Source organism: Tenacibaculum sp., assembly GCF_050290165.1.
Lineage (GTDB): Bacteria > Bacteroidota > Bacteroidia > Flavobacteriales > Flavobacteriaceae > Polaribacter.
In genome coordinates, this window is record NZ_JBNKHD010000002.1 from 344,731 (window position 1) to 367,818 (window position 23,088).

At 31.1% G+C, this 23,088-nt stretch carries 26 protein-coding genes; 25 read left to right on the forward strand and 1 reads right to left on the reverse strand.

The features are described from left to right. The first annotated feature begins 65 nt into the window (after positions 1–65). The 12 genes from ACQY6M_RS03615 (at position 66) to ACQY6M_RS03670 (ending at position 13,282) form a co-directional block, all read left to right on the forward strand. Positions 66–1,322, forward strand: coding sequence for an amidohydrolase family protein (locus tag ACQY6M_RS03615; RefSeq protein ID WP_428740443.1), 1,257 nt, complete (start codon positions 66–68; stop codon positions 1,320–1,322). A 299-nt stretch (positions 1,323–1,621) separates the two neighbouring features. Next, the gene (locus ACQY6M_RS03620) at positions 1,622–2,416 is read left to right on the forward strand and encodes a TrmH family RNA methyltransferase (RefSeq protein WP_428740444.1); all 795 of its coding nucleotides are present in this window, start codon (positions 1,622–1,624) and stop codon (positions 2,414–2,416) included. 253 nt (positions 2,417–2,669) lie between these two features. Continuing rightward, positions 2,670–3,314: a hypothetical protein gene (locus ACQY6M_RS03625; RefSeq protein WP_428740445.1), complete on the forward strand. Its 645-nt coding sequence runs from the start codon at positions 2,670–2,672 to the stop codon at positions 3,312–3,314. Between the two features lie 115 nt (positions 3,315–3,429). Beyond that, complete coding sequence (locus ACQY6M_RS03630; RefSeq protein WP_428740446.1) at positions 3,430–4,428, forward strand: redoxin domain-containing protein; 999 nt, start codon at positions 3,430–3,432, stop codon at positions 4,426–4,428. A 308-nt stretch (positions 4,429–4,736) separates the two neighbouring features. Beyond that, positions 4,737–5,498, forward strand: coding sequence for an RDD family protein (locus tag ACQY6M_RS03635; protein WP_428740447.1), 762 nt, complete (start codon positions 4,737–4,739; stop codon positions 5,496–5,498). Between the two features lie 170 nt (positions 5,499–5,668). Then, the gene (locus tag ACQY6M_RS03640) at positions 5,669–6,289 is read left to right on the forward strand and encodes a dihydrofolate reductase family protein (protein ID WP_428740448.1); all 621 of its coding nucleotides are present in this window, start codon (positions 5,669–5,671) and stop codon (positions 6,287–6,289) included. Positions 6,290–6,435: 146 nt separating this feature from the next. Further along, positions 6,436–7,467: an alpha/beta fold hydrolase gene (locus ACQY6M_RS03645; protein WP_428740449.1), complete on the forward strand. Its 1,032-nt coding sequence runs from the start codon at positions 6,436–6,438 to the stop codon at positions 7,465–7,467. A gap of 295 nt (positions 7,468–7,762) precedes the next feature. After that, positions 7,763–8,101: a hypothetical protein gene (locus ACQY6M_RS03650; RefSeq protein ID WP_428740450.1), complete on the forward strand. Its 339-nt coding sequence runs from the start codon at positions 7,763–7,765 to the stop codon at positions 8,099–8,101. A gap of 268 nt (positions 8,102–8,369) precedes the next feature. Next, positions 8,370–9,572, forward strand: coding sequence for a serine hydrolase domain-containing protein (locus tag ACQY6M_RS03655; protein ID WP_428740451.1), 1,203 nt, complete (start codon positions 8,370–8,372; stop codon positions 9,570–9,572). Positions 9,573–9,729: 157 nt separating this feature from the next. Beyond that, a complete protein-coding gene (locus tag ACQY6M_RS03660; protein ID WP_428740452.1) occupies positions 9,730–11,043 on the forward strand; it encodes an APC family permease in 1,314 nt (437 codons plus the stop codon). A gap of 11 nt (positions 11,044–11,054) precedes the next feature. Beyond that, the gene (locus ACQY6M_RS03665; RefSeq protein ID WP_428740453.1) at positions 11,055–12,056 is read left to right on the forward strand and encodes an NADP-dependent oxidoreductase; all 1,002 of its coding nucleotides are present in this window, start codon (positions 11,055–11,057) and stop codon (positions 12,054–12,056) included. A 56-nt stretch (positions 12,057–12,112) separates the two neighbouring features. Then, the gene (locus ACQY6M_RS03670) at positions 12,113–13,282 is read left to right on the forward strand and encodes a DKNYY domain-containing protein (RefSeq protein WP_428740454.1); all 1,170 of its coding nucleotides are present in this window, start codon (positions 12,113–12,115) and stop codon (positions 13,280–13,282) included. A 140-nt stretch (positions 13,283–13,422) separates the two neighbouring features. On the opposite strand, the gene ACQY6M_RS03675 is transcribed toward ACQY6M_RS03670, so the two are convergent. After that, positions 13,423–13,545, reverse strand: coding sequence for a hypothetical protein (locus tag ACQY6M_RS03675; protein ID WP_428740455.1), 123 nt, complete (start codon positions 13,543–13,545; stop codon positions 13,423–13,425). A gap of 236 nt (positions 13,546–13,781) precedes the next feature. Between ACQY6M_RS03675 and ACQY6M_RS03680 the strand changes: the two genes are divergently transcribed. From ACQY6M_RS03680 to ACQY6M_RS03740, 13 genes are all read left to right on the forward strand, one after another. Further along, positions 13,782–14,348, forward strand: coding sequence for a dihydrofolate reductase family protein (locus ACQY6M_RS03680; protein WP_428740456.1), 567 nt, complete (start codon positions 13,782–13,784; stop codon positions 14,346–14,348). 158 nt (positions 14,349–14,506) lie between these two features. After that, the gene (locus tag ACQY6M_RS03685) at positions 14,507–15,313 is read left to right on the forward strand and encodes an alpha/beta fold hydrolase (RefSeq protein WP_428740457.1); all 807 of its coding nucleotides are present in this window, start codon (positions 14,507–14,509) and stop codon (positions 15,311–15,313) included. Between the two features lie 209 nt (positions 15,314–15,522). Beyond that, complete coding sequence (locus ACQY6M_RS03690; protein ID WP_428740458.1) at positions 15,523–16,101, forward strand: DinB family protein; 579 nt, start codon at positions 15,523–15,525, stop codon at positions 16,099–16,101. Between the two features lie 299 nt (positions 16,102–16,400). Continuing rightward, positions 16,401–17,078, forward strand: coding sequence for a DJ-1/PfpI family protein (locus ACQY6M_RS03695; RefSeq protein ID WP_428744911.1), 678 nt, complete (start codon positions 16,401–16,403; stop codon positions 17,076–17,078). Next, positions 17,068–17,877, forward strand: coding sequence for a hypothetical protein (locus ACQY6M_RS03700; RefSeq protein WP_428740460.1), 810 nt, complete (start codon positions 17,068–17,070; stop codon positions 17,875–17,877). The genes ACQY6M_RS03695 and ACQY6M_RS03700 overlap by 11 nt, the downstream gene beginning before the upstream one ends. 146 nt (positions 17,878–18,023) lie before the next feature. Continuing rightward, positions 18,024–18,419 carry a VOC family protein gene (locus tag ACQY6M_RS03705; RefSeq protein ID WP_428740461.1) on the forward strand — a complete coding sequence of 132 codons (396 nt, stop codon included), beginning with the start codon at positions 18,024–18,026 and terminating at the stop codon, positions 18,417–18,419. A gap of 236 nt (positions 18,420–18,655) precedes the next feature. Continuing rightward, positions 18,656–19,201, forward strand: coding sequence for a carboxymuconolactone decarboxylase family protein (locus tag ACQY6M_RS03710; RefSeq protein WP_428740462.1), 546 nt, complete (start codon positions 18,656–18,658; stop codon positions 19,199–19,201). A 70-nt stretch (positions 19,202–19,271) separates the two neighbouring features. Beyond that, positions 19,272–19,694: a DUF1348 family protein gene (locus ACQY6M_RS03715; protein ID WP_428740463.1), complete on the forward strand. Its 423-nt coding sequence runs from the start codon at positions 19,272–19,274 to the stop codon at positions 19,692–19,694. Positions 19,695–19,700: 6 nt separating this feature from the next. Continuing rightward, positions 19,701–20,585, forward strand: a complete 885-nt coding sequence (locus ACQY6M_RS03720) for a helix-turn-helix domain-containing protein (protein WP_428740464.1) — start codon at positions 19,701–19,703, stop codon at positions 20,583–20,585. Positions 20,586–20,718: 133 nt separating this feature from the next. After that, positions 20,719–20,979: a heavy-metal-associated domain-containing protein gene (locus tag ACQY6M_RS03725; RefSeq protein WP_428740465.1), complete on the forward strand. Its 261-nt coding sequence runs from the start codon at positions 20,719–20,721 to the stop codon at positions 20,977–20,979. 83 nt (positions 20,980–21,062) lie between these two features. Continuing rightward, the gene (locus ACQY6M_RS03730) at positions 21,063–21,854 is read left to right on the forward strand and encodes a cation transporter (RefSeq protein ID WP_428740466.1); all 792 of its coding nucleotides are present in this window, start codon (positions 21,063–21,065) and stop codon (positions 21,852–21,854) included. A 103-nt stretch (positions 21,855–21,957) separates the two neighbouring features. After that, a complete protein-coding gene (locus tag ACQY6M_RS03735; RefSeq protein ID WP_428740467.1) occupies positions 21,958–22,437 on the forward strand; it encodes a DinB family protein in 480 nt (159 codons plus the stop codon). Positions 22,438–22,456: 19 nt separating this feature from the next. After that, complete coding sequence (locus tag ACQY6M_RS03740; protein WP_428740468.1) at positions 22,457–23,038, forward strand: Crp/Fnr family transcriptional regulator; 582 nt, start codon at positions 22,457–22,459, stop codon at positions 23,036–23,038. Positions 23,039–23,088: the final 50 nt, after the last annotated feature.

The following is a 23,088-nucleotide window of genomic DNA, read 5'->3' on the forward strand; positions in this document are numbered from 1 at the left end:
TAATAGTAACTAAAATTTAAAAAGTGAAAATTAAATATATATATAACATATTATGCTTCTTATTTATGGGAAACATAATAGCGCAACAAACACCAGCGCCAAAACAAACACAAAATTATTCGATTGAAGGAGCTACAGCCCATTTAGGAAACGGAGAAGTGATTGAAAATTCCTTAATCATGTTTTCTGACGGTAAAATTAAGTTTGTAGGAAGTGCTAATATGAGAATTGCCCGTATGGGAACTGTTATTGACGCTAAAGGAAAACATGTATACCCAGGTTTTATTGCGGCAAACACTTCTTTAGGATTGGCAGAAATAGATGCGGTTCGCGCTACCAGAGATGCTGATGAAATAGGTACAATGTTACCTCATATCCGAAGTATTATTGCTTATAATGCGGAGAGTAAAGTTGTAGAAACTATGCGTCCAAATGGAGTACTAATAGCACAGGTAGCTCCTCGTGGTGGAGTTATTTCAGGAACCTCTTCTGTAGTTCAATTAGATGCTTGGAACTGGGAAGATGCCGCTGTAAAAATCGATGATGCAATCCATATGAATTGGCCTAAAGCCTTTACAAATGGTCGTTGGTGGATGGGAGAAGATCCAGGTTTAAAACCAAATAAAGATTATCAAAAAAACATTGATGATTTCAAAGATTTTTTTGCCAATGCAAAGAGTTATTTAGCGAGCGATAAATCTCCTAAAAACTTACCTTTTGAAGCTTTACAAGGGGTTATAAACGGTTCACAAAAAATGTTTATCCATGTATCTGGAAAAAAAGAAATTACCGATGCCGTAAATACTTGTAAAGAAATAGGTATTAAAAATATCGTAATTGTTCACGGTGGAGAAGCTGAAAAAGTAGCAGATTTATTAAAAGCGAATAATGTTCCTGTAATTTTAAAACGTGCTCATCGATTACCTGACAGTGAAGATACTGATTACGATTTACCATATCGTTCAGCAAAAATATTATCAGACGCGGGTATTTTAGTAGGTTTAGGTATGGAAGGAGATATGGAACGTATGAGCACACGTAACCTTCCTTTTTATGCTGGAACTTATGCAGCTTATGGATTAGGTAAAGAAAAAGCTTTACAATTAATCACGAGTAACAATGCTAAAATTTTAGGAATTGACGACAAAGTAGGAACCCTTGAAGTGGGTAAAGATGCTACCTTATTTATTTCTGAAGGTGATGCGTTAGATATGCGAACCAATATTTTAACCGCTGCTTTTATTCAAGGAAGAAAAATTAGCTTAGAATCGCATCAAACTAAATTATGGAAGCGTTATTCTGATAAGTACAAAAATCAATAAAACATCTTTCTAAATTGACTTAGTCATTTCGAACGATAGTGAGAAATCTCATTAAAATGAGTAAGTTTTTTTCTTAAGATTAAACACTACTGGAACTTAAGATTTCTCCTTTCGTTACACTTCAGTTCGAAATGACAACTAACAAAACAAAAAAGCTCGGATATCCGAGCTTTTTTTAATCGCAGGGCGATAGCCAAGGATTTAATTTTCTGAGACTTGTATTTAAATCGTTTCTTTTCAATACCTCATGGACTTCTCCCTTGGTAGCTGATAAAGTCTATATTCGTACTTTTGCAAAGATGAAACAGATTAGCAGTACACAAAACGCTTATATAAAAGAGCTTTTAAAGCTTCAAGAAAAATCGCGTGAACGTAAGAAAAAAGGGCTTTTTTTGGTAGAAGGGCAACGTGAAATCTCGTTAGTTCTCAAAGGTGGATATGAAATTGACACTGTGCTTTTTGTGCCTGAACTTTTCTCAGAAGAAAATCTAACTGAAATAAAAAATCAAACAGCTAATTGCATCGAAATTACGAAAGAGGTATACCAAAAGCTTGCCTATCGTGATACTACCGAAGGCATTATTGCTGTGGTAAAAACTAAAAATTTTGAGGTGGAAACTATTGAGTTCTCTACCACTACTCCACTCGTTTTAGTAATGGAAGGTATTGAAAAACCAGGAAATATAGGTGCTATGTTACGTACTGCCGATGCTGCCAACGTGGACGCCGTTTTTATTGCGAATCCAAAATCGGATATATTCAATCCAAACATCATTCGCTCTAGTGTAGGCTGTGTGTTTACCAATCAAATTGGTATAGGAACTTCTGAAGAAATTATTGCTTTCTTACAAAAGCACAACATCAATATTTATAGCGCTACCCTACAAAACTCAAACGAATACCATAAAAACGACTATACAAAAGCTACGGCTTTAGTAGTAGGTACCGAAGCTACAGGCTTAACACAAATTTGGCGAGACGAAGCAACCCAAAACATCAACATCCCTATGCAAGGGGAAATAGACTCTATGAATGTATCGGTTGCCTCAGCTATCTTAACTTTTGAGGCGAAACGTCAACGTGATTTTATATAGTAAGTTTACTTATTAAACCTGAAAAACAATATTATAACCGTACATTTTTGTACGGTTTTTTATTTTGTTTTATATTGGCTAGCGCCAAATAAAAAGAACAAAAATTGCTAAAAACTTCCTTTTTATATTTCCCAAACAAGAAGCTTAGCTATAAAAATAAAAGAACAGTAAAGTACTCTTATACTTCTCTTTTGGTTGTATAACGATGTATTTTATGCTTATATAAACAAGTTGGCAATAATTAAAATAAGAAATGAATTTAAATACAAACACAGGACAAGTAAGTATCACAGGTTTACCAGACAAATGTCCCTTTTGTCATAAATCAATTAGACCAAATCCATTATTCGGATATAAAAACGGGAGAGATTTGGATGTTTTAATGTATTGTCCTGATTCTACTTGCGAATCAGCATTTATTGCTTACTACTATCTTAATTCAAATAATGGGGTTTACAGTTTTTTTGACAAAGTTAGTCAAGGAAAATTAATAGGAAGGGATTTTACAAATACTATATCTGAAATATCACCAATGTTTGTTGAAATTTATAATCAATCCTATACAGCAGAACAACAGAATTTGACAGAGATTTGCGGAGTTGGATACCGAAAAGCTCTGGAATTTTTAATAAAAGATTATAGTATATTGAACCATCCCAGCGAAAAAGAAAAAATTGAAAAGAAATTATTGGGAGCTTGTATAAATGATTATGTTACAGATAGTCGCATTAAATCTGTTGCTAAAAGAGCCGTTTGGATTGGGAATGATGAAACTCATTACATAAGAAAATGGGAAGGAAAAAATTTGAGCGACCTAAAAAAATTAATTGACTTGACGTTGCACTGGGTAGAAATGGAAAAGCTAACGGAAAGTTTTGAAACCGAAATGCCTGATTAAAAACTATTGCCAACACCGGCTATAGTTCATTGCTTCTGACTTTCCTCTCGGAAAGTCCTCGCGGATTTTCACGCAACGAAACCATAGCCAAACACGTAACAATGAGTAAAAAATCATGAAGAAGAGTATTTATATATTAATTATATCCTCAATATTAAGTTGTAGTAAAAATGAAAATTCTAACTTTTCACTAAATGGAAAAACAAAAGGATTTATAGATGGAACTTATGTTTATTTGCAAATAGAAAATGAAACCATAGATTCTACAAGGATTAAAAATGATTCATTTAATTTTAAAACAAAGTTTTCAAATTTACCCATAAAAGCTCACTTAAAAATAAAACAACCTCCACAGTATAAATCAATATGGATAGAAAATAATAAAATGTTATTTGATGCTTCAAATACAGAATTTATAAGATATGCTAAAATAACTGGATCTGAAACTCAGAAAATTGAAGAAAATTTTTACAAAAAAATTCAAAATCTTTCTTATAAAGAATCAGTAGATAAAGAAATGGATTTTGTAAAAAATAATCCAAATAGTATTTTAAGTGCTTATACTCTATCATTTTATTCAACTACTTTTGGAAAAGCAAAAACAGAAGAATTATTTAATCTGTTTTCTCCTGAGAATAAAAAATCTATATACGGCAAACAAATTGTTAATTATTTAAGCTTAAACAAAGATCCAAAAATAGGAGAAGAATTTACCGACTTTGAGATGAAGAATCAGTATGGGCTTAAAAAAAGGTTGTCTGATCTTAGAGGAAAAATCATCTTACTTGAATTCTGGTCTTCATGGTGTGGACCTTGTCGTCAAGAAAACCCAAACCTAGTTAAGACTTATAACAAATTCAAAGATAAAGGCTTTGAAATATTTGCTGTTTCTGTAGATAATAATAGAAGTAGTTGGATTAACGCAATAGAAACAGATAGCTTAAGTTGGGTTCACGTAAACGATCATTTAAAAGGCGATAGAAATATAGCATCATTGATATATGGAATCAATTCAATACCTGATAATTTTTTAATCTCAACTGATGGAAAAATTATTAGTCGAAACTTAAGAGGTAAAGAATTAGATAAGAAACTGAATCAAATTTTTAAGTAATATTCGTTTTGTTGCTAATAGTATATAACCACAATTACGGTGGGTTTAAAATTCACTTATCAAATCTTAAATATATTTTTAAACCGTACATTTTTGTACGGTTTTTTATTTTGTTTTATATTGGCTAGCGCTAAATAAAAAGAACAAAAATTGCTAAAAACTTCCTTTTTATATTTCCTAAACAAGAAGCTTAGCTACAAAATAATAGAATAATAAAGATACACTTATACCTCCTTTTTGGCTGTATAACGACGTATTTTATGCATATATAAACAAGTTAGCACCAATATAAACGAACAATTAACCTAATGAACGAAAATTTAGAAAAGAAATACCTTTTATCAAGTAGAAAAAGACGAATAGCTGCATTTATAATTGACCATTTTACATTCACATTTCTCATAGTAGGAATTGTATTCTTGTCACTTGGAACAAATTTTATGGATGAAAATAATTTCAGTAATCTGACAAGTAAAATGTTACCGACAATGTTAATTGGTTTTCTCATATACTTTGCTAAAGATTCAATAAAAGGTATTAGTCCAGGAAAGTGGGTTATGGGAATTATGGTTAGAGATGAGAATAATCCGTATAAAGTTCCTTCTATTGGCAAATTATTTATTCGAAATCTATTTTTAATAATTTGGCCAATAGAATTTATAGTTCTTGCTTCAAGTCAAGAGAAAAAAAGGCTCGGAGATAAAACTGCAAATGCAATTGTGGTCAAGAATCCTAACAAACCGACAAAACTTCCGAGAGTTTTGGCATTAGTTGGAATTGGAATTGCCTTTTTTGCATTTACATTTTTATTTGCTGGTTCAGCAATGAAAAATTCCGATGCTTACAAAGTTGCTATTTCAGAAATTGAACAAAATGAGGAAATAATATCAGAAATTGGCGGAATAAAAGATTATGGAATGATGCCTACTGGTAGTGTCAATATTTCAAATGGATATGGAGAAGCTCAATTGAGCATAAAAGTTATCGGAAATGAAAAGGATTTAAATATTGGAGTTTATCTAACAAAAGAATCGAATGGAGAATGGAAATTAATAGAACTGAATAAATAAAATACTGGTGCTAACAATGGCTATAAGTAATTACTAGTTATAGCCTACTTACGAAAATCCTCGTAGTTTTTCAGTTTGGTGTGTACTTGCAAAGTCAAACTTTAAATCATGTAACCACTTGTAAAACATATTTTTGTCCGTGATTTAAAACAACATATATAAAATTAAAAATGAGTAAAATAATTTTCGATAGTGGAATATCTCTTGACGGTTTTTTTGCAGGAGATAATAGAAGTCCAAAAAATCCTATGGGTGGTGTGTCAGGGCAAATTCATTCGTGGATGTTTAATCAAAAAGCGTTCTGGGAATATCTAGGAATTGAAGGAGGTAAAGAAGATGGAGATGATGGAAAATTTATTAGAGGCACTATTGATAGAACTGGTGCTTTTATTATGGGAAAACGAATGTTTGAGGAAGGAGAGGTAAGTTGGCCAAATAATCTCTATAAAGCAGACGTTTATGTTTTAACACACGAAAAACGAGAACCTTGGATTCAAGAAGGTACGACAACTTTTTATTTTATTAACGACGGAATAGAGAGTGCACTTGAGAAAGCAATACAATCTGCAAAAGGAAAGGATGTTAGAATACAAGGTGGAGCAAATACCATTCAGCAATTTCTAAACGCAGGACTTGTTGATGAATTTTTTATTCATATCGCACCTGTTTTCTTAGGTAGTGGAATACGATTATTTGACGGAATAGAGAAAAACAAGTATGATCTTAAAATCGCAGAAGTAATTCCTTCTGACTTAACTACTCATTTGAAATATAAACTGATAAAAAAATAAAAAACACCAATAACATTGGCTATAAGTAATTGCTTGTTCTCACCTACTTCCGAAAAATCCTCACGGATTTTCAGTTTAGTCTTTACTTACTAAACTAACTGCTAAACCACGCAACTACTCATAACCTACACCGTTATAAAATTACTATGAAATTAATTCTAAAAACACTCAAATGGATCGCTAAGTTTTTAGCTGTAGTTATACTATTACTAATAATATCAGGAGTATGTTACCGATTGTTTAGCTCAAAGCCAATACCTCCAGGAAAATTAGTTGATGTTAACGGAACAAAACTTCATATAAGAGCTGAAGGTGTAAAAAATGATTTACCAACACTTATTCTTGAAGCAGGTGCAAATAGTCATACAGATATGTTTCATTGGCTTTCGGAAGGATTGATAAAAAACATGAGAGTCATACGCTATGATAGAGAGGGAAAATGGTTTAGCGAATCAAGTAAAGACAGTATTACACCAGAATTTTACGCCCACCAATTACACGAATTACTTGAAAAAAGTGGAGAAAATCCACCTTATATATTGGTAGGTCATTCTATGGGTGGTCCCTACAATCAAATATTCAGAGATCTATACCCTAATGAAGTAAAAGGAATGGCATTTCTAGATTCGAGCCACCCTGAACAATGGGAACGATTAGCTCAAAAAGAATTGATTCCCAAAGGACAAATTAACTTACTAAAATTTATCGCTGTTCTTTCAGATTTGGGAATAAGAGGACTCTATAATACCATAATCAATCCAAAAGCTACTAATGATGGCTTACCTAAAGATTGCCATACACGTAATTTTAATCTTGCTTCTAATTCAGGTAAGGTTTATCGCAGGTATCTAAAAGAAAATAGCATCAACAATGATATTCTTAAACGAGCGAGTCAAGCTAAAAGTTTAGATTCATTACCTGTTTTGGTTTTCACCGCAACTGAGCAATATAGCGAATCTCAAAAAGAAAGATACCGAAAAAAAGGTATTGATCCCGACAAACAAATTCAATTATGGTTCGATATGCAACAAGAACTGAAAGAACTATCTACTAACAGTAAACAAGTTGTTATTGATGGAAATCATGGTTCTATAATTACAAAAAAAAAGAACGCAGAAATAATTAATAAAGAAATACTATTAATGGTTGAAAAAATTGAAAATAAAAATCATCAATAAATATTATACAGCTACGTATAACCGCAATTACGGTGGGTTCTAAACTGATCTATCAAACCTAAAACATCTCTTTTAGCCATACACCATTGTATGGTTTTTATTTTGTTTTATATTAGCTGCCGCTAATAAAAAGAACAAAAATTGCTAAAAACACCCTTTTTATATTTTCTAAACAAGAAACTTAGCTACAAAATAAAAGAATAATAAAGACACGCTTATACCTCCTTTTTGGTTGTATAAGGACGTATTTTATGCATAAATAAACAAGTTATAAGCTATTTTAATAAAAAAAGAGATGGAAAATCAAAATGACAATCAACAAAATGTAGTAAACCAAATTTATGAGTATGCTGCAAGCCTTATGGTAAATGAAAAAAAAAATGCTTTTGAAACCAAAAAGACACTTATTGAACAAGGACTTGATGAAGAAAGTGCTTCAACTGTTGTTAATAATCTTGAACAGCAAATTAAGGATGCGAAAAAGGAAGGAGCTAACAAGGATATGCTCTATGGAGCATTATGGTGTATTGGAGGAATAGTTGCCACTGCTGCCGACATTGGCTTTATATTTTGGGGAGCAATAGTCTTTGGTGGAATCCAGTTCTTTAAAGGTGTTGCTAATTCGTCAAATTGACCTGAATAAGAAAAATGACCTATAACAATGTATACCCCATTAAGGAAAATTAGAAACGCTCCTATAAAACCTGAAAAACAACATTTTAACCGTACATTTTTGTACGGTTTTTTATTTTATTCTATCTTAGACATTCATGAATAAAAATAAAATTGCTACTACTTCCTTTTTTTAGTTCATTAACAAGAAAAATAGCGATAAAACAAAATCCTTGTGGGTTCAAACACAACGAAATTATAACCAAAATCGTTCTACATAATATTGGAATATGAAATACCTAAGAATCATCATCATACTGTCTATAATTACTGGTTGTTCCAGAAAAATAGAGCGTAAACAAATTCAACGAATAGACGGCTCATCAATAGCAAGAGCTAAATTAGACTCTAGTATTAAAACTCTTGTGGATACAGCAAATGTAACAGGACTAACAGTTACCATTTTTAACCAAGACACTGTTACTTATCAAAAAGCATTTGGTTACTCAAATCTTACCCAAAAAGATAGTTTAAGTATTAATCACGTGTTTTATGGGGCTTCTTTAAGTAAAGCTGTTTTTGGTTATTTAGTAACACAGTTGGCTAACGAGGGAATTATTGACTTAGATAAACCTTTACAAGAATATTTTGACGTTCCTATTCCTGAATTACAATTTGAGAAAGAATGGAGAGGTTTTAAAAATCTCACAAACGATGAACGATATAAGAAAATAACAGCAAGAATGTGTTTATCACATACTACAGGCTTTCCTAATTGGCGATGGTTAAGTAGAACTGGAAAATTTACTCCAGAAGGAGATATTCTGTTTTTCTTTGATCCTGGAACTGAATACAGCTATTCTGGAGAAGGAATGATGTTACTACAGTATGCTATAGAACATATAACTGGTAAAGGATTGGAACAGTTAGCAAGAGAGCGTGTTTTTAATCCTATAGGAATGGATATGAGCAGCTATTTATGGCAACAACGTTTTGAAAACAACTTTTGCTATGGGCATACAACCAAACAAAATGTAATTGATAAAGACAAGGCTGATGAAACAGCTGCAGCAGGTTCTATGTCTACAACACCTGTAGATTACTCAAAATTTTTGACTAAAATATTTGATTTATACACTAACAATTCTTCCGTTACCCAGTTGATGTTTTCACCAAACATTCGGATTAATTCAAAAAAGCAATTTGGGCCTCTTTTACTAGAAAAAACAAATGCAAATGATAGTATCAATTTGAATTATGGCCTAGGATGGGGTATTTTAAAATCACCATATGGATACGGATATTTTAAGGAGGGACACGGAGAAGGCTTTCAGCACTATTCTATCCTATTTCCTGAAAAGCATATTGGGATTCTCTTAATGTCGAACAGTGATAATGCAGAAAGTATTTTTAAAGAAGTTCTTAAAATAGGAATCGGAGATATTTACACACCTTGGTACTGGGAAGACTACATTCCGTATGATATAAAATAGAAAAAATCTATCCTCCTATTAACAAAAATTGAAATGGGTATAAATATCCGGAGAGATGCTATTGTAGCAATTAAATATAGGCCATTTGGCAGATAATGTTAATCTTAAAAATGTGTACATTTAGCAAATATAAACGCTAGTCAGGACTAAGATTAAAATGAATAAGCTTACAAGAAAAAGAAAAAAAGACCTCGGATTAGGAGAACTTATTGCGATTGCTTTAGGAGGAATGGTTGGAGGTGGTATTTTTTCCATTTTGGGTATTGCTACAGAAAATATAGGTAATGCAACTCCAATTGCCATCCTGATTGGTGGTTTCTTAGCTCTATTTTCAGCTTATTCTTATGTGAAACTTGCGCTGCTATACAAGGATGAAGGCGCTACTTATTCATTTTTCAAAAAAACTTTTCCAAATAGTGAGCTTGCCTCATCCTTAATTGGATGGTTAATTGTTTTTGGATACATCAGTACCCTAGCTCTGTATGCATTTACCTTCGCATCCTATTTCTGTAGTCAAATTGAAGCGCTAAATAATCCGATTTGGCAAAAAATAATAGCAGGACTTATTATTTCTTTTTTTGCTATCGTCAATTTAGTTAGCGTAAAAGGAATGGGTAAATTGGAGGATATCTTAGTCTATTCAAAGATTATAATTTTATTGTTCATGTCAGGCTTTCTTGCCGGTAAAGGAGAAATTCAGAATCTATTTCCAGTATTTACAACTCAAACCACACTTACAAAAATATTAATTGTTTCAGCCATTACTTTTGTAGCCTATGAAGGGTTTCAATTGGTCATTCACGCTTATAATGAAATGGATGATCCTCAAAAAAATATTCCACGAGCAATTTATTCATCTATTGGAATTGCAACATTGCTATATGTAACTCTTTCAATTGCTGCCTTATCTACCATTCCAAAAGAATTGATAATTGCCGATAAAGAATATGCTTTAGCTGCCGGGGCTAAAACCTATCTAGGAAAATTTGGGCAATTCATAGTCATCTTTGGTGCTTTGTTAGCAACATCAAGTGCAATAAGCGGAACTCTTTTTGGGGCTTCTCGACTAATGGCCGTGATAGCCAATGATGGATTCTTTCCCAAAGCTTTAGGAAAAAAAATTAAAACTCATATTCCGAATAGAGCTATTATAACTATGAGCATTTTTGCTTTTGTGTTATTGGTAACTGGAGGCTTGCAAGTCATATTGGAATTTGGAAGTATTACTTTTATTGTTGTTTCATTTTTAATGGCTTATACCAATTACAAAAAAAGACTTGAGACAAACTCCTCTCTCCTATTTACAATCATCGCTTTATTAGGATTATTTGTAGCCGGCTTACTAATTATATACTTTGAATTCACAGAAAATAAAGAACAGTTTATATATATAATTACCATTTATATACTACTTGGTATAGGAGCTTATTTATATTCTAAAAGAAAAGAACGAATTCCTAACAATATGTAAATTACATTAAAATGAAGAAAATGAAAGCTATTGTTCTTGAAAAAAAAGGATTAGAAGAAAAAACGGATTATTACAAACCTGTAATAACCAAACCATCGCAAATATTAATAAAAATAAAAGCTGCAGCTGTTAATCCGATAGATTTACAGATGTTTCAAGGGAAAAATGAAGCAAAATCTTTAAAATCTGATATTCTAGGAAGAGAACTCTCTGGTATTGTTGAACAGGTAGGTAAAAATGTCAAAAAATTCAGTGCAGGTGACGAGGTTTATTTAGCCGTTTTAGATATGGGTAGTAATGGTGCTTTTGCTGAATATGTAGTTATTGAAGATGAAATAGCTGCTCTAAAACCTTCAAACATAAGTTTTTTGCAAGCTGCTACTCTACCTGTTTCATATGTTACAGCATGGCAAATAGCTACAAGATTAAATCAGCCTAAAACATGTTCTATTTTTATTTTAGGAGCATCTGGAAGTGTTGGAAAAGCTCTAATTAATTTATTACACCACTTTGGCTATCAAAACATCAAAGGTACAGCTGGCAATGAAGAGAGTGTTAAACAATTAATGAAGCAACAGCTCAAAAAAGAAAGTTTAATTTCTTACAAATCAAATAATTTAAAAGATCAGATAATAAAGGCTAACAGAGAGAATCTTTACGATGTTGTTATTGATTGTATTGGCAATGAAATGACAGAAATAGGTGCTCAAATTTTAAAAAGAGAGGGATTATATGTTGATGTAACCAATATGAAAACAACTAACGCTTCTTATATGCTATTTCGTAAAGGAGCCGTTATCATGAATATATCAAGGTATTCAGAACCCGAATTATTTTATAAGTATGGAGAAATTTTAGAGAGCCTTTCAAAATTTATAAGTGAGAATAATTGGTATTTACAAGAATTCATGAATTTAGGAGAGTTGTCCTCAGATAATCTGTACGAAGCATTTAACCTAATAGAAACAAACAGAACCTATGGAAAAAAGATTATTTTAGGTTCTTTAAAATAAAAAGGAAAGTATCCCCTACTAAACACTAAGTCAAAAATACTTATCATAGCTATTTAATGAACTTTATTATAAACCATCCGTATATATCAATAACTATAATTCTACTTATTGTGAATTCTATAATTAAAAAAATTACCCGAGCTGAACATTCCCCACTTGCAAAAGTGTTCTTATTTATAATGGCAATTATTGCCCAAGCCTGTAGTCCTTTTGCGGGTCCGGTTGATAAGTCTGTTTCAGATTCTTTTTATTATTCAAAAACTAAAAGTAACATCTGTTATTCTCCCATGGGAAATTGGTTTGAATTGGGCAACACCAAACTAAATGCCGATGTTAAAAGTTTTAAAGTTTTAGGAAGAAACTTTGGTAAAGATAAAAACCACCTGTACTTTAAAAGCAATATTATAGACAACGAAGTAGATATCGCTACTTTTTATGTTGATAAAGACAATTATATCTGTTTTGATAAAGATCATGTATACATAGCTTTTAACTATTTATCATACGATTTTAACAAAGCCCATCAAGAAAAAAATCTTCTATGGAAAATAGCGAAAGCCAACCCAGAAACATTTCAAAAGATTGATCATAACTGGTCAAAAGATGATAAACATTTTTTTTATAATTATGTTCCAATAGATGTAGATTATACCTCTTTCGAGGTTTTAAATGAAAACTTTGCTAAAGACAAGAACAAAGTTTATTCATTAAAAACGTATGAATTACTACCTGCCTTGACAATAGATCCTGCCACAACCAAAAAAATCAACGATCGGTATATTGCAGATAAAAATAACATTTATGATTTTCAAGAGTATCAAAATAGTGAATTAGTAGATTCACTAATCTCAATACCTTACCAAAATATTGATGATTTAAAAATTTTAGAAGACAAATTTTTGTTGTTTGACAACAATGTTATTTATGATGCGGCTAAAATTGAGAATGCTGATGTTTCGTCTTTTCAAATCATTCAGTTTCCATATTCTAAAGACAAAAACCATGTATTCTATAATGGAGATATTATAGAAAAAGCAGATCCTAAAACCTTCAGTATCTTTGAAACATCTTTTTATTCAAAAGACAAAAACTATGTATTTGTTTATGGAAAACTTTTGAAAGAAGCTGATGTAGCTACTTTTGGTCCTACTAATGAAAAACACTCATTGCTACATAAAGATAAAAATCACACCTATCGAGGCGGTGAAATTGTAGAAGATAACTAACGTTTTTATAAGTTAATTCATTAAAATTTAAAACGAGAACTTACTACCCCTTACAGGATTGAACGATTTTAAAGTAATAAAAGCATAGTAATTATCAATAATTACGGAATCTAAATTTCAACGTATATCATAACTTTACTCTACCCTTTTTCTTCCTTACTTTTTTTACATTCGTCTATAAGTGGTTGAACTAAAATCATATATGATGTTACAACTACAAACAGTAGAAATGTAACTCCAACCAAGGTATAGAGAGTTTTCATCTTACCATTTTTTAAACTTACATTAAAGTTACTAAATAGTTCAGAAACTTTTGCAAAACAGCAGAACCATTTCTTTTGAGGGAAAAACTATACTTTTAAGAATAGCTCTTCTTGATTGCTGAAACAAATTGAAAAAAGGAAAATAAAACCCATGTCGCATAGCACCTTTAAAAAGGCGTAATCATACCCTATAAAACTTTATTTTACAAGCTATCTTTGTTTAAAACCAAATGACAATGAGAAAATTAAAGTTACAAATGCAGATGACCATTAACGGATATGTCGCGCAACGCAATGGAAAAAACGACTGGATGACTTGGAATCCTGATGAAGAACTTATAAGCTTCATGAATTCTATGCTTGATACCTCAGACACTCTTTTACTTGGTAGAAAAACGGCTGAAAGCATTATAAAATTTTGGGAGGATACCGCTAATGAAAACCCTACACATCCTTTTGCAAAAAAAATAGCTTCTATTCCTAAAATTGTTTTTACCGAAACTCTCAATAAATCAAACTGGAACAACACTGCCTTAGCAAAAGAGAATCTTGTAGAAAAAATTACCAACCTAAAAAAACAAAAAGGTAAAGATATCCTTGTTTTTGGTGGTGCTAGTTTTGTTTCATCCCTAATAAAAGAAAATCTTATTGACGAGTATTACCTTATTGTAAACCCAACTGCTATTAGCAATGGTATGACTATTTTTAATTCATTTGACAACGTGCGAAAATTCACCCCCACACAAGCAAAATTATACTCTGGAGGAAAAATTGTATTGAGTTACAAGCCAAATAATGAGTGATCAGATATTTTTTTTACATATAAACAGGTACTAACCATTTTAAAAATCAATACAACAAATAACAAACGAGCTATAAAGTGAAACGACTAATTATAATTTTTGTATTAATGCTTCTCAGTTTGATTTCGTGCAATGAGAAAACACCAACTACTAAAAAAATGAAAACAGCAGCGTCAGAAAAAATGGCTTTTGACAGCGGATATTCCAAAGTAAATCAGCTAAAAATGTATTATGAAATTCATGGGCAAGGGAAACCACTTGTATTAATTCATGGTGGAGGTTCTACAATTCAATCAAACTTTGCTAAAGTTATTCCATTATTCGCTAAAAACAGACAACTTATTGCTGTTGAATTACAAGCTCATGGGCGAACGAACGACAGAAACACAGATTTATCATTTGAACAGGATGCTGACGACATCGCAACACTTCTTAAAAACTTAAACATTGACAAAGCCGACTTTTTCGGTTTCAGCAATGGTGCAACAACAACTTTACAAATTGCTATTAGGCATCCAAAAATAGTTGAAAAAATTGTTCTTGGTTCTGTTCTTGCTAAACGCAGTGGAGTTCCTGGATGGTTTTGGAACTTTATGGGACAAGCAAAATTAGAAAATATGCCAGAACAACTCAAAACAGCTTACAAACAGGTTGCAGCAGACACTAGCGGATTGCAAATTATGCATGACAAAGATGTTAAACGAATGGTAAATTTCAAAGACATTCCAAACAAGCAAATTGAATCTATAAAAGCACCTGCTTTAATTATTATCGGTGACAAAGATATTATTACACCTGAACACGCTATCGAATTACATAGACAAATACCTAATTCTGAATTAGCAATAATTCCAGGCGGTCACGGAGAGTATATTGGAGAAATAACCACAATAAAACCTGATTTTAAAGAAAGTGACCTTTCAATCTCTTTAATTGAGAAATTTCTTAACAAAAAAGAGGAATAAAAACAATATTTATAAAAAAATACATTTTATAGTTTTAGTTTTTGCTCTCTTTTACTTTGATTGTAAAGTTACTCCTATACTAACTTTGCAAACTGCTATTTATCTAAATAGATTAAATAATTATAAAAACTGTTAATACAAAAAAATTATCTTTAATCTCAAGACTAACAACCACATAAGACCCTTACCAACATTATAAACTAACAAAAATGACTCATTTTAGAAAAATACAACGTCCAGAGAAAAATGAATACCCAAACTATTCTCAATATTATTTTGACCTAATCCATACCAACGATGATATTTTAAAATTGCTACACGACAATTTTTTTAAGATTAAGGATTTTATCTACTCGTTACCAGAAGACAAACTAACTTACAGATACGATATAGATAAATGGACAATTAAAGAGATTTTAGTACATAATATTGATGATGAAAGAATTTATTCATACCGAGCTATGAGATATGCAAGAAATGACAGTACTCCTTTAATGGCTTTTGAACAGGATGATTATGTTAAGTACTCAAATGCTAATGAAAGAACCTTAGAAAACATTTTTGAAGAATATTGGTGTGTTAGAGATTCTACCTTGAAATTATTTCAAAATTTACCTGAAGAAGCACTCATAAGAACAGGTAAAAACAGAAACCCAGACAATTCTATTGATAATGAGAGATCTGTTAGAGCTCTTGCTTATCATATTACAGGTCATGAATTACGACATATAAAGATTATAAAAGAACGATATCTTAATATGCAAACCGATGATAAATGCATCATATAGAAAACAAAATAAAGTCAAATACAAGATGGGTTAATTTCAACACTCAATTAGAATGTTGGAATTAACCCCTACTTATCACAATCTAACCTTCTATACATTATAATATATCTTGTTGATTTCTAAACAAGAACGCATAAACTACTTCAAAAGGGTTCCAAGATTTACCTTTAGCAAAATTTATAAAACTACACTATACCAAATCTTACATCATAAACTCAAGATTTTCCATTTTATAGATTTTCATTGTTTTTCAACTTTGCTTTATCAAATTTTTAAACATGAAATCAACTTTAATAAGGTTGTTATGTCTGGCATTTATATCCTGTCAAAATTCTCAACCTAAAATTCAAAACAACATGAAAAATCAAGAGACAAATCAACTTCCAAAAATTGGTATTTTAATCTTTGAAGGCTTTATTGCCAACGAAGTAATCGCTCCTTTAGATGTATTCACCAAAGCTAATGAGCACAAAAAACCCATGTTCAATGTATTTCTAATCGCGGAAACTAATGCCCCATGTGTGAGTGAAGAAGGCTTAACTGTCATTCCTAACATTACCATAGAAGACTGTCCGGATTTGGATGTTTTAGTTGTCCCTAGTTCAATGAATCCGGACAAGCAAAAACAAAACCAAACTTTAATTGATTTTATCCAACGACAAGATCAAAAAACAGACTATATCGCCAGTCATTGTGCAGGTGCTTTCTTGTTAGGTGAAGCTGAAGTAGCTGAAGGAAAACAAATCGTGACGTATTGTGGTGGAAGCGAAACACTTCAAAAAGAGTATCCGTCTCTTTTAGTTCAAGATGATCAAGTTAATTCGGTAGTTTCCGACGGAAAAATTATTTCATCCAATGGTAATCTTGTAAGCTATTTAGCTTCATTAGAACTTTTAGAAAAAATGGCTGGAACTGAGCAAAGAAAACAAGTTGAAAGCGAGTTATTAATCCATAAGCTTTATCAAAATGTACATTAAAAGCTATGCTGAGAAAGAAGTAAAATTATGTGCTACTTGTGGCACTGCGTACCCAACAAATATGGCATCTACAACTTGCATGATTTGTTTAGATGAGAGACAATGGGTACCTCAAAATGGTCAAATATGGATTCCACATTCTGAATTACTAAAAACTCACAGTGTAAAACTAAACCGCATTCAAGAAAACTTTTATGAATTAATAATTAATCCCAAATTTGCTATAGGGCAAAGGGCTTTATTGGTGTTAAGTGAACATGGAAACATTTTATGGGACTGCATACCTTTATTAGATGAATTGACCATAGAGTTTATCAAAGCTAAAGGTGGTTTAAAAGCAATTGCCTTTTCACATCCTCATTTTTATAGTAATATGAACGAATGGGCAGATATATTTGACTGCCCTATTTTAATTCACAAAAACGATGCTGAACATATTATGGTTAAAGAAAAACATCTCATTTTATGGGAAGGCGATGAATTGGAGCTTTGGGACGGAATGAAATTATATTTAATAGGAGGGCATTTTGCAGGAAGTAGTATTTTACATGTTCCTCATTTATCTAAAAAAGGGGCTATCTTATGCGGAGACACCCTTTACCTTTCTCCTAACAAACAACATTTTTCAGTAGTTTGGAGTTCTCCTAATAGAATGCCCTTACCGTTAAGCGAAATACGAAGAATTCAAAATCGTTTTGAACAAATCACATTTGATACCTTTTATGGGTTTGTTAGTATTCAGAACCTTACCAAAAACGTAAAAGAAATTCTTAAGAAGTCGTTTGATAGGTATAAGTAAAACACCTATTGACTACATATATCAAAGTAGCAGATTAAGAATTTAATCTGCTACTTTTTATGTACAAAACTGTGATCTATCATCCCGAATAAATTTCCTAAATTAGATATCCAAATCATGTTACTACAAATAACAATAAATAGCATATGAAATACGGTTATACTATACTTTATGTTGAAAAAGTAAAAGAAACAATTCAATTTTATGAAAAAGCTTTTGGTTTTACTCCCAAATTTATAACACCTGAAGAGGATTATGGAGAACTAATTTCAGGAGAAACCACTATAGCTTTTGCTTCAACCAAATTGGGAAAATCAAATTTTAAAGCAGAGTTTGAAGTTACCAGCAATACAAGAAAGCCTTTTGGGGTAGAAATGGCTTTTGTATCTGAAAACATAGAAATAGATTTCAAAAAAGCACTCGATATGGGAGCGATAGAATTTGAACCACTCACAGAAAAACCTTGGGGACAAAAAGTTGGCTATGTAAGAGATAATAATGGTTTTTTAATAGAAATCTGTACTCCTATTAAAACAGAATAATTTAAGAGTCTAGATATAGAACAACAACCCCCTATTATACACAAGTAGATTAACCATTTATCACTAATTCATCTATTCTTAAATTCTTTCAAACACAAAACTAAGCTATTCTTACACCTTTAACTATATTCGGTAAAATTGTCCATGCATTAACGAAAATAGTCCATTTTATACCGTTTGAATACGTGCCAATTTTGTATTGTCATATTGACAAACAATTTTTAAAACAATTTAAAATGGAAAGTTTAGTTAAAACGGAATTCAGTGTTCCTACAAAGAATGAAGTATCTTCAGTAAACCAAGAAATTTTTGATAACCTAGACAAAGCTTTAGGCTTTGTTCCTAACCTTTATGCTACGATAGCCTATTCTGATAACGGACTTAAAAGGTATTTAGACTATCAAAATGCCAAAACATCGTTATCGAATAAAGAAAAAGAAGCTGTAAACTTAGTTGTTAGCCAAGTAAATGGTTGTATTTATTGCCAAAGTGCACATCTTGTATTGGGAAAAATGAATGGATTTAATGAGCAACAATTGTTAAACATTCGAAATGGAAAAAGTGATAATTTAAAATTAAACTCTTTAGTAAAATTAGCAGCAGATATTACCAATAATAAAGGTAATACCAGTGATGAAAATGTAAAAGATTTTTTTGCTCAAGGCTATACCAAAGAAAATCTTGTTGATTTAATCCTTCAAATAAGCGATAAAACGGCAATGAACTATTTACATAATCTAACAAAAATTCCAGTTGATTTTCCTTTAGCTGAAAGTCTATAATTCTAAAAAAATCAAAGCAGGAATTTTAGAATTATAATTCCTGTTTTGATTTTACTAAAACCACAAATAAATGAATCAAGAAGAAAAAAGACATCCACTTCCTCCTTTTACAATGGATACTGCTCTTGAAAAAGTGCAGAAAGCAGAAGATGCTTGGAATAGTAAAGACCCTGTAAATGTTTCAAAAGCATATACTATAAATTCTGAATGGAGAAATAGAACCCAGTTTATTAATGGACGTGAAGAGATTGTTCAGTTTTTAACCGAAAAATGGAAAAAAGAAAAACATTATAAACTAAAGAAAGAACTTTGGGGATTTAGAGAAAATAGAATGGCTGTTAGATTTGAGTATGAATATCAAGATGAAAACGACCAATGGTACAGAGCCTACGGAAATGAACTTTGGGAGTTTGACAAAAATGGGCTGATGCAAAAACGTTTTGCAAGTATTAATGACTTGAAGATAGACTATAACGACAGAAAACTAACTTGATAAACTATGCTACAAAACAACAAATTAACATTAATGAACCCAAAAACAGGAAACTTGGCTTTCAGAATATACTGTTTTGAAAAAGAAAATCCTTTTGACCAAGTTCAACGCTTAAGCCACTATTCGTTAATTTGGGTGAAAAATGGAACTGGAAAAGTAAAAGCTGATTTTTCTAATTATACTTTTAAAGACAATACATTGTTTTCTTTCTCACCGTATCAACCTTTTAAACTCAATACCGAATCCGAAATAAGTGGTTCAGTAATAAATTTTCATCCAGATTTCTTTTGCATCCACAAACATCATAAAGAGGTAGCTTGTAATGGCGTATTGTTCAATAATATTTACTCCCCTCCTTTTATTCATGTAAATGAGGAAGTTAAAACAACTTTTGACATGGTAATTGATCAATTCAGAATTGAAATGCAAAAACCAGATTTGGCTCAATACGAATTACTAGTTTCATACTTGAAAATATTTTTGATTTCAGCATCTAGATTGAAAACAGAACAGCAAATGGAAATGCAAAAAGAAACTAAAGAAAATGGGATGCCATTTATATTACAAAACCTAAAAAATTACATAGAAGCCAATTACAAAACTAAACACACCGCTAGTGACTATGCCGAAATGCTATCCATTACCCCAAAAGCTTTGACCAAACTAACCAAAACACATTACAACAAAACATTGACTGATTTAATTTCTGAACGCATCGTTATAGAAGCTAAAAGAGAACTATACTTAACTAATAAGACCGTGAAAGAAATAGCCTATGAATTAGGTTATAATGATGAGTATTATTTTAGTAGATTCTTCAAAAAGAATGCAGATGTATCTCCACAACATTATAGAGAAACAGTTGGTTTTGATAAAATTTCATCTGTTTAAAAAAGAACTAAATTCTAAGCATCTAACTAAAAACTAGAAAATAATAAATAAATTTTAGCTATAATCAGTGACTTTGTTTCAAATAAAGTAAAAGTTATGTAAATTTACTAGGCTTCATTAAAAAACAATACTTATGAGTTTATTATCAGAAAATGTAATTCCAGGAAACCACGGAAAAATATTTGGAACCGATGCCAAAGATCTTAGAGACTTAGAAAGAATAAAAGACAGAATTTTATCTGTACACGGAGTGAAAGATGTTATTATTAATTCTGAAGTTTTCCCTAGAGAATTAACAGTACAAACAACAGAATTGATTAATGTAAAAGAAATTGAAGATGCGGTAAAATCTACTGGTTTTCACGCAATACCAAAAGGTTTGTTTGAGTTGTAATCGTTGAAATACAACACCTTAATCTAACTTTTTAATTGGGTTAACAACCCTACTATCGTACTTAATTATAAATCAAAAATTAAGTGAATAAAACAATATTTGAAATTACCAAAATGGACTGTCCTTCTGAGGAAAACTTAATCCGAATGAAATTAGATGGGATTTCAAGTATTGCTAATTTAGATTTTGACATTCCAAACCGTAAGTTGACTGTTTTTCATAGCGGACAAATTCATCAAATTGAAAAATCAATCCTCGAATTAAATTTAGGAAGTAAAAAAATATCAACCGAACAAACTGAGCAAACAAATTTCAACGAAAATACCAACCAAAAGAAGTTACTGTGGACAGTTCTTGCCATCAACTTTGTTTTTTTCATTATTGAAATGACTACTGGAATAATTTCTAAATCGATGGGTTTGGTTGCTGATAGTTTAGATATGCTTGCCGATTCTTTTGTTTATGGCATTAGTATTTTTGCTGTTGGTGGTACCATCATTAGAAAAAGAAGAATAGCCAAACTTGCAGGATATTTTCAAATTACATTGGCTATTATTGGATTTGTAGAAGTACTAAGACGATTTTTGGGAGCTGAAAAACTTCCCAATTTTTCGACTATGATTATTGTTTCTCTTTTTGCGCTTATCGCTAATGGAATATGTCTTTATATTTTACAAAAATCAAAAAGTCAAAAAGAAGCTCATATAAAAGCGAGTATGATCTTTACTTCAAATGACGTTATTATCAATTTGGGAGTAATAACTGCTGGTTTTTTGGTTCACTGGTTAAATTCTAACAAACCAGATTTGATTATAGGAACCATTGTTTTTGTTTTAGTAATACAAGGCGCTTTAAGAATATTAAAACTCAAATAATATTTTCCGAACATTTCTTTATCTTGGCTATCCTTAAACTAAAAAAATAAAATTGCTAATACTTCCGTTTTATTTTTTGACAACTAACTTAAAAAAGCTAAAAATGAATAATAAACTAATTACCAATGCTATTACTCAACTAAAAAATAATCAAGATGGAAGCAATTGGTTAGATGAAAACTTCAAGAAAAAACTTGAAAATGTAACCGAAAAAAATGCTTTTATAAGACCTATTCCTGAAATTCATAGTGTTGCAGAACTAGTTGCTCATATTCTAATTTGGCGTATTGAAGGGATTAAAAAACTTCAAGGTATCAAATCTAACGTAACTATGAATAGCCCTGAAAATTGGAGAACCAATGATGAGCTTGAAAAAATTGGTTGGGAAACATTAAAAACGGATTTATTCAATAGTCAAACAGAACTGATTAATTTACTTGAGAATAAATCAGATGATTATTTGGAAAATAACGACTACGTTCCTGGATACTCCTATAAATATTTAGTTGACGGATTAATTCATCACGATATTTATCATATGGGACAAATAGGAATCACTCTAAAACTACTAAACAAGAATTAATAGATTTTTATTATTAATTATGACAAAATCTAACCTTAACAACTATTTTCATTCCTTATTTCCTATTGAAACGAAAACTGTTGAAAAAATTACTGAAACCTTTTCAAATTTTACTCTTTCAAAAAACACGATACTTCTTAATACAAATACGATTAGTACAAAAACATATTTTTTAGAAGAAGGTTATATGCGCTCGTACATTATTAATGAAGATAATGAAGAAGTAACTACAAACATTTATGCTGCTCCTTGCTTTGTGAATGATTTTTTGTCTTTTTTTAAAAAACAACCTTCCAAAGAAATTTATGAAACTCTAACAGATTGTTCATTCTGGGCTACAGGTTTAGAAAATGTACAAGAAAACTTTCATACCATTCCTGAGTTTAGAGAATTTAGCCGTCTTTTATTTGTCATCAACTATTACAAACTGAATGATCGATTAATTGAAACCGTAAGTCAAAAAGCAGAAACTAGATATTTAAATCTTCTAAAAAAGCAGCCTCATATTTTTCAACACGTACCTTTAAAAATTATTGCTTCCTATCTTGGTATTACTGACAGCTCTTTAAGTAGAATAAGAAAAGATATTAGCAAAATGTAATTTCTTGTCATTTGTCAAGTGCCCTTTTATTCTGATTAGCTCATTTTTGT